At 73.3% G+C, this 13145-nt stretch carries 11 protein-coding genes, 1 tRNA gene and 1 other RNA gene; 11 read left to right on the forward strand and 2 right to left on the reverse strand.

All coding sequences use genetic code 11. The annotated features are described in order from the left end of the window. The first annotated feature begins 81 nt into the window (after positions 1 to 81). Positions 82 to 681: a lanthionine synthetase C family protein gene (locus BM242_RS30775; protein ID WP_281254675.1), complete on the forward strand. Its 600-nt coding sequence runs from the start codon at positions 82 to 84 to the stop codon at positions 679 to 681. 19 nt (positions 682 to 700) lie between these two features. Next, positions 701 to 1504 carry a thiopeptide-type bacteriocin biosynthesis protein gene (locus BM242_RS10145; RefSeq protein WP_093838416.1) on the forward strand — a complete coding sequence of 268 codons (804 nt, stop codon included), beginning with the start codon at positions 701 to 703 and terminating at the stop codon, positions 1502 to 1504. 166 nt (positions 1505 to 1670) lie between these two features. On the opposite strand, the gene BM242_RS10150 is transcribed toward BM242_RS10145, so the two are convergent. Then, positions 1671 to 1758, reverse strand: a tRNA-Ser gene (locus tag BM242_RS10150). Positions 1759 to 1843: 85 nt separating this feature from the next. Between BM242_RS10150 and ffs the strand changes: the two genes are divergently transcribed. From ffs to BM242_RS10195, 9 genes are all read left to right on the forward strand, one after another. Beyond that, positions 1844 to 1940, forward strand: an RNA gene (gene ffs / locus BM242_RS10155) — signal recognition particle sRNA small type. Positions 1941 to 1998: 58 nt separating this feature from the next. Next, complete coding sequence (locus BM242_RS10160) at positions 1999 to 4143, forward strand: DNA polymerase III subunit gamma and tau (protein WP_093838417.1); 2145 nt, start codon at positions 1999 to 2001, stop codon at positions 4141 to 4143. A gap of 210 nt (positions 4144 to 4353) precedes the next feature. Next, positions 4354 to 4665, forward strand: coding sequence for a YbaB/EbfC family nucleoid-associated protein (locus tag BM242_RS10165; protein WP_217652427.1), 312 nt, complete (start codon positions 4354 to 4356; stop codon positions 4663 to 4665). Between the two features lie 85 nt (positions 4666 to 4750). After that, on the forward strand, positions 4751 to 5350 hold the full coding sequence (recR, locus tag BM242_RS10170; protein ID WP_093838419.1) for a recombination mediator RecR: 600 nt from the start codon (positions 4751 to 4753) through the stop codon (positions 5348 to 5350). Next, positions 5343 to 6134 carry a DUF5063 domain-containing protein gene (locus BM242_RS10175; protein ID WP_093838420.1) on the forward strand — a complete coding sequence of 264 codons (792 nt, stop codon included), beginning with the start codon at positions 5343 to 5345 and terminating at the stop codon, positions 6132 to 6134. The genes recR and BM242_RS10175 overlap by 8 nt, the downstream gene beginning before the upstream one ends. A 414-nt stretch (positions 6135 to 6548) precedes the next feature. Next, positions 6549 to 7820 (forward strand): aspartate kinase, encoded by a 1272-nt coding sequence (locus BM242_RS10180; RefSeq protein ID WP_093838421.1) that lies wholly within the window; start codon positions 6549 to 6551, stop codon positions 7818 to 7820. A gap of 333 nt (positions 7821 to 8153) precedes the next feature. Next, positions 8154 to 8813 (forward strand): SigE family RNA polymerase sigma factor, encoded by a 660-nt coding sequence (locus BM242_RS10185; protein ID WP_175541344.1) that lies wholly within the window; start codon positions 8154 to 8156, stop codon positions 8811 to 8813. Then, on the forward strand, positions 8810 to 10231 hold the full coding sequence (locus BM242_RS10190) for a hypothetical protein (RefSeq protein ID WP_093838422.1): 1422 nt from the start codon (positions 8810 to 8812) through the stop codon (positions 10229 to 10231). Before BM242_RS10185 ends, BM242_RS10190 begins: the two co-directional genes overlap by 4 nt. An 87-nt stretch (positions 10232 to 10318) precedes the next feature. Then, on the forward strand, positions 10319 to 11134 hold the full coding sequence (locus tag BM242_RS10195; RefSeq protein ID WP_093838423.1) for an SURF1 family protein: 816 nt from the start codon (positions 10319 to 10321) through the stop codon (positions 11132 to 11134). 33 nt (positions 11135 to 11167) lie between these two features. Here BM242_RS10195 and BM242_RS10200 read toward each other — a convergent pair whose 3' ends face one another. Further along, the gene (locus BM242_RS10200; RefSeq protein WP_093838424.1) at positions 11168 to 13096 is read right to left on the reverse strand and encodes a S9 family peptidase; all 1929 of its coding nucleotides are present in this window, start codon (positions 13094 to 13096) and stop codon (positions 11168 to 11170) included. Positions 13097 to 13145 lie beyond the last annotated feature (49 nt).

A 13145-nucleotide genomic window follows, 5' to 3' on the forward strand; every position in this document is an offset into this window, starting at 1 on the left:
CGGCTGCCCGGCTGGTGGGTGCCCCACGGCCCAGTCCACGGCAGCTCCCACACTTTCCCCGGCGGACACGGCAACCTCGGCATGGCCCACGGAATCGCCGGCCCACTCGCCCTGCTCTCCCTGGCCAAACGCCGCGGCACAACCGTCCCCGGCCACACCGACGCCATCCACCGCATCTGCGCATGGCTCGACACCTGGCGCCGCGACCACCCCTCCGGTCCCTGGTGGCCCCAGTGGGTCACCCCGGAAGACCTCCACCGCCAGCAGCCCGCCCAGCCGGGACCGCTACGTCCCTCCTGGTGCTACGGCACCCCCGGCATCGCCCGCGCCCAGCAGCTCGCCGCCCTGGCCACCGGCGACACCGACCGCCGACACATGGCCGAGCACGCCCTCCTGAGCTGCCTGACCCACCCCGAACAACTCGCCCGGATCACCGACGGCGGCTTGTGCCACGGCGCCTCCGGCCTGTTCCAGACCACCTACCGAGCCGCCGCCGACGCCGCCACCCCGACCCTGGCCGCCCGCCTGCCCCGTCTCCAAGCCCTGCTCCGACACCACACGCCGGCCGCCGACGACCCGAGCCTCCTCCAGGGAGCCGCCGGACACGCGCTCGCCCAGCACACCGCCACCACCGGCACCGCTCCCGCCTCCGGCTGGGACGCCTGCCTGCTGCTGACCTGACCACCGAAGGACTACGCGGATGAACCACCCCCACTGGCACCAGCGCGTACTCACCTACGCCCACCACCACGACGTGGAACCGGCCGCCGTTACGCACATTCGCCCCGGGATGGCACACGCCGAGGACACCGGCCTCATCAACGCCTGGTTCTTCATCCGCAAGGGCCACGAACTACGCCTGCGCTACCGCCCCGCGTCGCATGAGCTCACCGACGAAGCGGACGAACACACCCGCACCCTGCTCATCCGTACGCAGCAGCACACCCCCCTCACCACCTGGGTGACCAGCGTCTACGAACCCGAACTTCATGCCTTCGGCGGCCCCGAAGCCATGGACACCGCCCACGGCCTCTTCCACAACGACAGCACCCACACCCTCGCCTACCTGGCCGAGCACGCCCCTCACACCGGCAACCGCCGCGAGCTCTCCATCCTGCTGTGCAGCACCCTGCTACGCGCAGCCGGACAGGAATGGTTCGAACAGGGTGACGTCTGGGCCAAGGTCACCGAACTCCGCCCCACCGGCGACGGCCGACCTCCCCAACCACTGCCCCATATCGCCCCCGTGCTGAAGCGCCTGATGACCACGGACACCAGCTCGGCGTCCGCCACCAGCTCGCTGAGCTTCGCATCCGAGTGGTTCGCCGCCTTCCAACAGGCCGGCCGACGCCTCAGCGCACACCGACACAACGGAGACCTGACCCGGGGCCTGCGCGCCGTACTGGCCCACCACGTCATCTTCCATTGGAACCGCCTCGGCGTACCGGCCGCGGTTCAGGGGCGGCTCGCCGTGACAGCGAGCAACCTGATCCTGGACACATGATTGTGCGGAAGCAATGCCCGCGGACCGGGCCGAGCAGCTCTGTGTCAGCGCTCCCTCGGAGTGTCCCGGCCGTCGACGGGGCGGCGGGGCAATGCTGTGCGGTCGGGAGACGACGAAGCCCCCGGCCGCAGTGCGGTCGGGGGCTTGCGTTTCCGCTGGTCAGCGGTGGCGGAGGATACGAGATTCGAACTCGTGAGGGTGTGAACCCAACACGCTTTCCAAGCGTGCGCCCTAGGCCTCTAGGCGAATCCTCCGCCGGAAACAATACAAGACGGCGGGGGGTGGTCGCGAACCGGTTGCCGGGGTGCGGGGTGGGGCGGGGGATCGGGTACGCTGGGGTGCAGCCCCTCATGCGGCGCTATCTGACTGAACTCCCCCAGGGCCGGAAGGCAGCAAGGGTAGGTCGGCTCTGGCGGGTGCGTGGGGGGCCCTGTCGTTGCCGCGGCGTTTCCGCGCGGCGCCGGGTGTCGGCGGGGGCCGATATCGTCGGAGACGTGTCCTCGCTTGCGCTGTACCGCCGCTATCGTCCCGAGACCTTCGCCGAGGTCATCGGGCAGGAGCATGTCACCGACCCGTTGCAGCAGGCCCTGCGCAACAACCGGGTCAATCATGCGTACCTGTTCAGCGGGCCGCGCGGCTGCGGGAAGACGACCAGCGCCCGGATCCTGGCCCGCTGTCTGAACTGCGAGCGGGGCCCGACGCCGCAGCCCTGCGGGGAGTGCCGCTCCTGCCGGGATCTGGCGCGCAACGGCCCCGGTTCGATCGATGTGATCGAGATCGACGCGGCCTCGCACGGCGGTGTGGACGATGCCCGTGAGCTGCGCGAAAAGGCGTTCTTCGGCCCGGCTGCCAGCCGTTACAAGATCTATATCGTGGACGAGGCCCATATGGTCACCCCGGCCGGCTTCAACGCCCTGCTGAAGGTGGTCGAGGAGCCCCCCGAGCATCTGAAGTTCATCTTCGCCACCACCGAGCCGGAGAAGGTGATCGGCACCATCCGGTCGCGGACCCATCACTATCCCTTCCGGCTGGTGCCGCCCGGCACGCTGCGCGACTATCTGGCGCAGGTGTGCCGACAGGAGGAGATCCCCGTCGAGGACACGGTGCTGCCCCTGGTGGTGCGGGCGGGCGCCGGCTCGGTGCGGGACTCCATGTCGGTGATGGACCAGCTGCTGGCCGGTGCGGGGGCCGAGGGCGTCACCTATGCCATGGCCACGGCCCTGCTGGGGTACACCGACGGCGCCCTGCTGGACGCGGTGGTGGACGCCTTCGCCGCGCAGGACGGCGCAGCCGCCTTCGAGGTGGTGGACCGGGTCATCGAGGGCGGGCACGACCCCCGGCGGTTTGTCGCCGATCTGCTGGAGCGCCTGCGCGACCTGGTGATTCTGGCCGCCGTGCCGGATGCGGCGGAGCGCGCGCTGATCGACGCGCCCCAGGATGTGCTGGAGCGGATGGGGCGGCAGGCCCAGGCGCTCGGCCCGGCGCAGCTCAGCCGGGCCGCGGACCTGGTCAACACGGGACTGACCGAGATGCGCGGCGCCACCTCACCACGGCTCCAGCTCGAACTGATCTGCGCCCGGGTGCTGCTGCCCGCGGCGTACGGAGACGAAGGAGCACTGCTGAGCCGGCTGGAGCGGCTGGAACGCGGAGCGGCGCTCGGCGGCGGGATGCCACCGGCTCCGCAGCCGGCGGCGCAGCCGGTTCCGCAGCCGGCTGCCCCGCCCGTCGCCCGGCCCCCGGCGGCGGCCGAGCCGGTGCGGGAGGAGCCCCGGCCGGCGGCTCCCGAGGAGCAGCCGGCCGGGGCCCCGGGCAGACAGCGGCCCGGAGCCTGGCCCGGCGCGGGCGGGCGCGGTGCCGACGCGCCGGCCGGGGGGCAGCGGCCCGGGGCCTGGCCGGGCGGCGGCGGGGGTGGTGCTCCCGCGCCGGCGCAGCCCGCCCCGGCCCCCGCCCCGGCAGCGGCGGCGCAGCAGGCCACGCCGGCGGCCTCCGGCAGCGGCGGCGCCGGCGCGGGCGGAGATCCGTCCCGGGTGCGGCAGATGTGGCCGCAGATCCTGGACGCGGTGAAGTCCAAGCGCCGTTTCACCTGGATTCTTCTCAGCCAGAATGCCGAGGTCAGCGGCTTCGACGGAACGACGCTGCAAGTCGCCTTCAGCAGCGCCGGGGCCCGGGACAGCTTTGTCGGCGGCGGCAGTGAGGACGTGCTGCGGCAGGCGCTGGCGGACGCCTTTGGCGTGCAGTGGAAAGTGGAGGCCGTGGTGGGCCCGGGGTCCGGTGCGGGCGGAGGCGGAGCAGGAGGAGGCGGTGGTGGCGCGGGGGCGGTCCGCGCGGCCGGCCCGCCGCCTCCGCCGGCCCCGGCCCCGGCGTCGGCTCCGCCGCCCGCGGGCCCCGGGCCCCGGCCCGCCGAGCGGCACGCGCCCGCGCCCGCGGCCACGTCCGCCGCCGCTCCCGCTCCCGCGGCGGCCCAGGCCCCGCCGCCCCGCTCACCGGCCCCCGAGCCGTCGGCGGCGCCGATGAACGTCGAGGACGACGTCCCCGAGGACGACGATCCGGATCTGGACGACCGCGCCCTCTCCGGCACCGAACTGCTTGTCGAGGGTCTGGGAGCCACGGTCATCGAGGAGATCGAGCACGAAGGGTGAGCGGATCCGGCGGGACCGGCAGGGAAGGGGAGGAGAAGAGGAGTGAGCGGTTGACGGGCGGGGCCGCGGGGTGAGGCCGTAGGCTCGGGGAGAGGCCCGGGTGGCGACGCCCGTGCCGCCGCATGCGGAGAACCGCGCAGCAGCAGGAATGCGGATCCGTTTTTGTCGTCGACTCCAGGAGGAGCCGTGTTTCCCGGTGGTGGGGCCGATATGCAGCAGCTGCTGCAGCAGGCCCAGAAGATGCAGCAGGATCTGGCCCAGGCGCAGCAGGAGCTGGCCGAGACCCCGGTCGAGGGCTCGGCGGGCGGCGGCCTCGTCAAGGCGGTGGTCACCGGTACCGGAGAGCTGACGGGCCTGGAGATCGACCCCCGCGCGGTCGACCCGGAGGACACCGAGACCCTGGCCGACCTGGTGCTCGCCGCGGTGCGGGACGCCGTGGCCAGTGCCCAGCAGCTTCAGCAGACCAGGCTGGGGCCGCTCGCCCAGGGCCTGGGCGGTTCGCTCCCCGGACTGGGGTTCTAACCGGCCGCGGCGCGAGCCGTACTGGTCGTGGCTTCGCCCGACAACTAGCCTCAGACCCAAGGATTTTGCTGACGGAAGGCATGCCGTGTACGAAGGCGTGGTCCAGGACCTGATCGATGAGCTGGGCAGACTGCCCGGCGTCGGGCCCAAGAGCGCGCAGCGGATCGCCTTCCACATCCTCCAGGCCGACCCGGCCGATGTGCGCCGGCTGGCCCGGGCGCTCAACGAGGTCAAGGAGAAGGTCCGGTTCTGCGCGGTCTGCGGCAATGTCGCCGAGGACGAACAGTGCCGCATCTGCCGCGACCCGCGCCGCGACGCCGCGGTGATCTGCGTGGTGGAGGAGCCCAAGGACGTGGTCGCCATCGAGCGCACCCGCGAGTTCCGGGGCCGCTATCACGTGCTGGGCGGCGCGATCAGCCCGATCGACGGCGTGGGCCCGGACGACCTGCGGATACGGGAGCTGCTGGCCCGGCTCGCGGACGGCTCGGTCACCGAGCTGATCCTGGCCACCGACCCCAATCTGGAGGGCGAGGCCACGGCCACCTATCTGGCCCGCATGATCGGCCCGATGGGACTGCGGGTCACACGGCTGGCCAGCGGGCTGCCGGTCGGGGGAGACTTGGAGTATGCCGACGAGGTGACGCTGGGGCGCGCCTTCGAGGGGAGACGATTGCTCGATGTCTGACGGTGCGGCGACCGGCGTGACCGCGGTCCACCAGCCCGGCGAAGCGACGACGGCGGAGCCGGAACAGGAACAGGCGGCGGCCGGTGCGGCCGGGCCGGCCGAGGCGGATGCCCGGCAGCGGCCCGGTCTGCGCGGCCCCGGACCGGACGACTTCGCCGTCCAGGTCTCGGACCAGATCGAGAGCTTCATGGTCGCGGTGCAGGAGATCGCCAAGGGCGACGACCCGGACAGCGCCGTGCCGTATCTGCTGCTCCAGGTCTCGCAGTTGCTGCTGGCCGGCGGCCGGCTCGGCGCGCACGAGGACATCGTCCCCGAGGAGCGGTACGAGCCGGACACCGGCCCCGAGCCGGACATGGACGAGCTGCGCGAGAAGCTGGCCGGGCTGCTGGCCCCGGTGGACGTCTACACCGAGGTCTTCGACCCGTATGTGCCCCGCTCCACCCCGGTGGCCTGCCGCATCTCCGACGACCTGGCCGATGTGGTGACCGATCTGCGGCACGGCATGGCGCACTACCGGGAGGGCCGGATCAGCGAGGCCCTGTGGTGGTGGCAGTTCTCCTACCTCTCCAACTGGGGGCCGACGGCCAGCGCCGCGCTGCGCGCGCTCCAGTCGCTGGTGGCGCATGTCCGGCTGGACACCCCCATGGCCGACCTGGACGGGCTGGACACCGACAGCGCCGCCGAGGACGGCGATCTGGAGCGGGAGGCCGGCCGGGTGATGGAGGCCGAGATCGCGGCCCCGCTGGGGCTGAAGGCGGGCGGCGGCGGGCCGTCCCACACCTGAGCCGGGCATCAGCCCTCAGCCGCTCCCGAGCAGCCCCGGGCGCCCCCGGTCCCGCCCCCGGCAGGCCCCCGGCAGGCCCCCGGCGCGACGCCCGGGCCCGGCCGGCCCGGCGGGGCCCGGGCGTCGCGCCGGGCGCCGATGACATTCCGTGATGCCAGGCTCGCCATCACATGTGTTTCGGTGTGACCTCGGGCACGTTTCCGGCACTTTTCCCTCCCAAGGTGTGTGAGACCGCGATCCGGGGGCAGGTCTGCCCGCCGAGCGGGAGGCCGTCCAGCCCTTCCCGGGACGCGTACCGGCGTCTCAGGATGTGGCTGTTCCAAAGGGCGGAATTCTCCTGCTGAATAAAATGATTCCGACCGTGTACCGGAAAGATCCCGGACGCGGAAAGACGATTACAAGGAGCGAGCACACGTGGGCCTAGTCGTGCAGAAGTACGGTGGCTCCTCCGTTGCCGATGCCGAAGGCATCAAGCGCGTCGCCAAGCGGATCGTGGAGGCGAAGAAGCAGGGCCACCAGGTGGTGGTCGTGGTCTCCGCGATGGGCGACACCACGGACGAGCTGATCGATCTCGCCAGGGAAGTCACCCCGGTGGCCTCCGGCCGCGAGTTCGACATGCTGCTGACCGCCGGAGAGCGTATCTCCATGGCACTGCTGGCAATGGCGATCAAATCCCTGGGCCACGAGGCCCAGTCCTTCACCGGAAGCCAGGCCGGGGTCATCACCGACTCGGTCCACAACAAAGCGCGCATCATCGACGTGACGCCCGGCCGTATCCGGACCGCGCTGGAGGCCGGCAATATCGCCATCGTCGCCGGTTTCCAGGGCGTCTCCCAGGACAGCAAGGACATCACCACCCTGGGCCGGGGCGGCTCGGACACCACCGCGGTCGCGCTGGCCGCCGCCCTGGAGGCCGAGGTCTGCGAGATCTACACGGATGTGGACGGCGTGTTCACCGCCGACCCCCGGGTGGTGCCCAAGGCCCGCAAGATCGACTGGATCTCGGCCGAGGACATGCTGGAGCTGGCCAGCTCCGGCTCCAAGGTGCTGCTGCACCGCTGCGTGGAGTACGCCCGCCGCTACCACATCCCCATCCATGTCCGGTCCTCCTTCTCCAGCCTGCCGGGCACCTGGGTCAGCAACGAACCGCGAGGAGAGCAGCCGATGGAGCAGGCACTGATCTCGGGCGTCGCGCACGACACCTCCGAGGCCAAGGTCACCATCGTCGGAGTGCCGGACAAGCCGGGCGAGGCCGCCGCCATCTTCCGCGCCATCGCCGATGCCGAGATCAACATCGACATGGTGGTGCAGAACGTGTCGGCCGCGGCCACCGGGCTGACCGACATCTCCTTCACCCTGCCCACCACCGACGGTCCCAAGGCCATCGAGGCGCTGGAGAAGCAGCAGGCCGGCATCGGGTTCGAGGCGCTCCGCTACGACGACCAGATCGCCAAGATCTCCCTGGTCGGCGCGGGCATGAAGACCAACCCCGGGGTCACCGCCACCTTCTTCGAGGCGCTGTCCGACGCGGGCGTCAACATCGAACTGATCTCCACCTCCGAGATCCGCATCTCGGTGGTCACCCGCCAGGACGACGTCCAGGCCGCGGTGCGCGCCGTGCACTCCGCCTTCGGGCTGGATTCGGAGAGCGAGGAAGCGGTTGTATACGGCGGCACCGGCCGCTGAGGCCGCGCCGCACCCCGCCGCACCCCGCCGATCAGCATCGAACGGCACGGCGGCACCGGGTGAAACTTTCGTGATCAAGCCGTAGGTAACGGCAGGTTGCCCGCGGCCGACCCTCCGGGGGAGGATGAACGCTCCCCGCGCGCCGAGACCCGCAACCGGGCGCCGCGCGGGGAGCGTCTTCCGTTGTTGCCACGGCGCCGGGCCGGGGCACCGGCCGGACGCGCAGGATGAGGGAACGGAAAGCAGGGCGGTACGGATGGTGGCCACGGTCCTGGAGACGAGAAACCCGCCTCCGCCGTACAACCATCGCGGGGGAGAGAGTGTCCAACAGGCGTGGCAGAGGTCCTCGAACTCACAGCGCCGCCGATTCCGGGCCGGCGCCGCCCCGTCGCCCCGGCCCGCGGCCGGGCCCGGAGTCTTCCCGTGATCGCTCCGCTTCCCGCCTCCGGAGCCTCACGTGTCCGCGCCCACGGCGAGGACGCGGAAGAAGCGATGGCTGAGGGCACCACCGTCGACCATCTCACCGAGACGTACCAGGAGCACTACCGGTCGCTGCTCGGTCTCGCCGCCCTGCTGCTCGACGACCCGGCCTCCTGCGAGGACGTGGTGCAGGAGGCGTTCATCCGGGTGCACTCGGCCCGCCGCCGGGTGCGCAGCCGGGAGAAGACGCTGGCCTATCTGCGCCAGACCGTGGTCAATCTGTCCCGCTCCACGCTGCGCCGCCGCATACTCGGGCTCAAGCTGCTCACCAAGCCGATGCCGGACATGGCAAGCGCCGAGGAAGGCGCGTACGAGCAGCTTGAGCGCGCCGATCTGATCCAGGCGATGCGCGGGCTGCAGCGCCGCCAGCGCGAGGTGCTGGTGCTGCGCTACTTCGCCGACATGTCCGAGGCCGAGGTGGCCCGGACACTGGGCATATCCGCGGGCTCGGTCAAGGCGTACGGCTCCCGGGGCATCGCGGCGCTGCGCGTCGCCATGGAGGCCACCCGATGAACCCCCTGGAACCCACCGGCCATTCGGGGCGCCGGGACGGCAGCCCCGACGCCTTCGAGGAACCCGGCGCGGCGGCGCCGGGCCCGGCCGAGGAGGGCCCGTCCGGCGAGGACAACGCCGCCCGCCCGTCCGGGCCGTCCGGATCCGTGCCCCATGCGGCGTCCGCTCCGCCCCCCGCACCCCCTGAGACCCCGACCCTGCCGGCCGCGGCGGCCGCGGCGGAGCCGGGCGGGCCGGGCGAGCCGGGTCCCACCTCCGACGAAACCTCCGACGAAACCTCCGACGAAGAGATCCTGCGTCTTCTGCTGCACGAATCCGTGCGCGACATCGAGCCCTCCGCCGACGCCCTGGACCGGCTGCGCAGCGCCGTGCCGAACCGCCGCCGTCAGCGGCGGCAGCTCGCCGTGGTCGGCGGCGTCGCCCTGGCCCTGTTCGCCACCGGCACCCCGCTGGCCCTCAATGCCACCTCCGGCGGCACCTCGGCCCCGTCCCTGGAGGCGGGCCACGGCCAGGAGGCCGGAACGGCCGGCGCCGAGCAGGGCGAGGACGGTCCGGGCACCCACACCTCCGGCGGCGTGCCGTCCGGCCCGGGCACCAGCCCGGCGCCGGAGGAGGCCGGGCCCGGCCCCGAGGAGACCGAACCCTCCGAGGAATCGGACCCGGCGAGCACCGAGGGCGAATCCGTCGCCGCTCCCGGCTGCCTGGCCGGGCAGCTCGGCGAGATCACCGGAAGCCTTCAGGAACCCGACGAACTCGGCCATGTCTACGGCTCGTTCCGGGTGGCCAATGTCTCGGAGACGGCCTGCACCGTCACCGGCGCGGACGAGCTGACCGTGGAGCCCACCGGCGCTGCCGCCGAGGACGGGCTCCAGGTGGTGTTCCGTACCGAGGGCGACCGCGCGACCGGTCTGCCGCTGCCGGCGGGCTGGCAGGAGAGCCTGGTGCTGAAGCCGGGCGAGGCGTACGAGATCCGTTTCGCCTGGCTGCCGCCGGCCGATGCGGACGGCGGCGGCTGCCCGGCCGATGCGGAACCCGATCCGGACCCGACCGAATCCTCGACGTCCTCGACGTCCTCCTCGACCTCGTCGCCCGGCACCGAGCCCGGCCCGGAGACCAGCACCTCGCCCACCACCTCCGGCGGCACCCAGACCCAGCTCGGCCGGACCGGCGCGGACCAGGACGGCACCACCACCGGCAGCGGCGAGACCTCCGGCGCCGACTCCGGCTCGGGCACCACCTCCGCCGGCACCGGCACCGGCACCGAGACCCCGGCGGCGGAGCAGGACGGGCTGGAGCTCGGCTATGTCCCGGTCACCGGGTCGGAGGACGCCGGCACGCTGGCCATTCCGGGCGCCTGCACCGGCACCGTCTACCGCACCGGCCTGCTGGAGATCACCGGCACCACGCCCGGTCCCTGACCGGCCCCGGCCGCACGCCGCGCCCCGGACGACGCACCCCCGGGAGCGGGTGCCGGGCGGCCGGGACGGGGCGGGTACCGTGGTGACGTGCACCGGTTCCTGCTGACTCCCCGCTGGTGGGGGATCAATGTGTTCGCCGTGCTGGCGGTGCCGTTCTGCCTGGTGCTGGGCGTCTGGCAGCTCGGCCGGTTCGAGGACCGGGTGGACAACCACCGCGCCCAGGAGCAGCGGGCCGCGGAGAGCGGGCGGGAGAGGCCGGCGGAACTGGCCACCCTGCTGCCGCCGACCACCGAGACGGTCGGCCGGACGGCCACCGTCACCGGGACGTATGACGCGCGGGAACAGCTTCTGGTGCCGGACCGCGTGCTGGACGGCGAGCGCGGCTTCTATGTGCTGACCCCGCTGCTGCCGCGGGACGGCGGGGCGGCCGTGCCGGTGGTGCGCGGCTGGCTGCCGGGCGACCCGGATCCGGCGGCGGTCCCGGCGCCCCCCGCGGGCCCGGTGACCGTGACCGGCGCGCTCCAGGCGGCCGAGTCCCCGCGGGCGGTGAACGCCCGCTCCGGTCTGCCCACCGGGCAGGTCGCGGTGATCGGCGCCGCCTCGCTGATCAATCTGCTGCCGTACGAGGTGATCAACGGCTTTGTGACGGAGCGGGAGGCGGCCGGGCCGCTGCGGCCGGTACCGCCGCAGGCGGCCGGCGGCACCGGGCTGGACCTCAAGGCCTTCCAGAACCTGGGCTACACCGCCGAGTGGTTCGTCTTCGCCGCGTTCGTGGTCTTCATGTGGTTCCGGCTCTACCGGCGGGAACTGGAGGTCCGCCGCGACGCCGAACTGGGCATCCTCCCGGACCCGCGCGACGCCCCGGGCCCTCCGGTGCCCGCCCGGGGCAGCCCGGCACCCTGAGCACCGGGGGCCGGGGCGCCGCGCGGGACCGGGTCATCCGCCGGGGGCGAGGGCGTCGCCCGGCGGCAGGTGCCGCAGGGCGAAATCGATCTCCATCCGGATCTGCTTGATCCGCTCGTCCACCACCAGTGAGCCATGGCCCGCGTCATAGCGGTAGATCTCGTGCACCGCGCCGCGCTCGGCCAGTTTCCGCACATAGTTCTCGATCTGCCGCACCGGGCAGCGCGGGTCGTTCTCGCCCGCCGAGATGAACACCGGGGCTTTCACCGCGTCCGCATAGCTCAGCGGCGAGGAGGCCGCGAACCGCTCCGGCACCTCCTCCGGCGTACCGCCGAACAGGGTGCGGTCCAGCGCCTTGAGCGCCTCCATCTCGTCCCCGTACGCGGTGACGTAGTCGGCCACCGGCACGGCGGCCACGCCCACCGTCCACAGCTCCGGCTGGGTGCCCAGGCCCAGCAGGGTCAGATAGCCGCCCCAGGAGGCGCCGGTCAGGACCAGCCGCTCCGGATCGGCCAGCCCGGACTCCACCGCCCAGGCCCGCACCGCGGCGATGTCCTCCAGCTCGATCAGCCCCACCCGGTGCTTGAGCGCGTCGGTCCACTCCCGCCCGTAGCCGGTGGAGCCGCGGTAGTTCACCCGCACCACCGCGAAGCCGTGGTCCAGCCAGGCGGCGGGCCCGGCGGCGAAGGCGTCGCTGTCGTGCGCGGCCGGCCCGCCGTGGATGTCGAAGACGGTGGGGAACGGCCCCGCGCCGCCGTCCGGCCGCTGCACCAGGGCGTGCACCGGCCCGCCCGGCCCCTCCACCCAGGCGTCGCTGACCGGCAGCGAGGCCGGTGCCCGCGGACCCGGCGGCACCAGCACATCCGCGCCCGCGGTGGAGCGCACCCGGGGCGGCTCGGCCGCCGAGGACCACAGGAACTCCACGTCACCGCCGGGGCGGGCGGTGGCGCCGGAGACCGAACCGGCCGGCGTCTCCACCCGGCTCAGCCGGCCCTTGCCGTCCCTTCCGCCGTCCGTGAGCTCCAGCCGCCACAGTTCCGTGCGCGCCCGGTAGTCGTGGACCAGCAGCAGGGCGCGGCCGTCCGGATACCACTCGGCATGCACATCGCCCGGCAGCCCGAGGCCGTCCGGCCCCTCGGCGCCCGGCTCACGGATCTCCCCGGTCAGCGGATTCCAGAGCATCGGCTCCCAGCGGTCCCGGCGCTGATGGCCGAGGAGCAGCCGCTGGTCACCGGGGACCGGCGCGAAGCCGTAGACGGTCAGGCCCAGCTCCCGGGTGCCGCCCCGGGTGTCGTCCAGTTCGGCGACCGGGCTGCCGTCCAGCTTCAGCACCCGGACCGCGGAGTGCATGGCGTCGCCGTGTTCGGTGTGCTCGACGGCCAGCAGCGAGCCGTCCCGGGAGAGGCCGCCGACCCCGGCGGACTGCCGGTGCCGGTAGATCTCCACCTGTCCGGCGCCGGGCCGGGCCACATGCACGGTGGTGCCGTGCGCGTCGGTGGTCCGGCCCACCACCACGGTGCCGTCCCGGCCGATGGCCAGCCCGGCGGGGTAGGAGGGGTCGAGGCCGGGCAGGGCGGGCTCGTCGGGGCCGCCGTGGAACGGCTGCCGCATCCAGACGCCGAACTCGTCGCCGTCGTGGTCGTCGAACCACCACAGCCACTCCCCGTCCGGGGAGAGGGTGCCGTCCACCGTGCCGTTGGGGCGGCGGGTGGCCTGGCGCCGGGTGCCGGTGGCCCGGTCCCAGGCGTAGAGCTCGAAGGTCCCGGAGGCATTGGAGACGAACAGGCAGCGGTCGGGCGCGTCCGGCGCCCATTCGGGCAGGCCCACGCGCGGGGCGCGGAACCGCTGCTCCCAGGCGGGCGGCGGGGAGCCGGGCCCGGGGGTGCTCCCGTCCCGCCGACGCCGCTCCTCCGCCGGTGCCTGTCCGGCGCCCGTGCCGCCGCCCCGCGTACGCTTCGCCATGCCTCTCCGCATCTCCTGCCGGCTCGGGCCGCGTGCACCGCGGCGCCAC

Origin of the sequence: Streptomyces aidingensis (assembly GCF_900112355.1) — a bacterium.
Lineage (GTDB): Bacteria > Actinomycetota > Actinomycetes > Streptomycetales > Streptomycetaceae > Streptomyces > Streptomyces aidingensis.

Coding starts and splice junctions, on each gene's coding strand:
- BM242_RS10200 (WP_093838424.1), bottom strand. CDS start 13,096: ATGGCGAAGCGTACGCGGGGCGGCGGCACGGGCGCCGGACAGGCACCG.
- BM242_RS10175 (WP_093838420.1), top strand. CDS start 5,343: ATGTCTGACGGTGCGGCGACCGGCGTGACCGCGGTCCACCAGCCCGGC.
- BM242_RS10165 (WP_217652427.1), top strand. CDS start 4,354: ATGCAGCAGCTGCTGCAGCAGGCCCAGAAGATGCAGCAGGATCTGGCC.
- BM242_RS10145 (WP_093838416.1), top strand. CDS start 701: ATGAACCACCCCCACTGGCACCAGCGCGTACTCACCTACGCCCACCAC.
- BM242_RS30775 (WP_281254675.1), top strand. CDS start 82: ATGGCCCACGGAATCGCCGGCCCACTCGCCCTGCTCTCCCTGGCCAAA.
- BM242_RS10190 (WP_093838422.1), top strand. CDS start 8,810: ATGAACCCCCTGGAACCCACCGGCCATTCGGGGCGCCGGGACGGCAGC.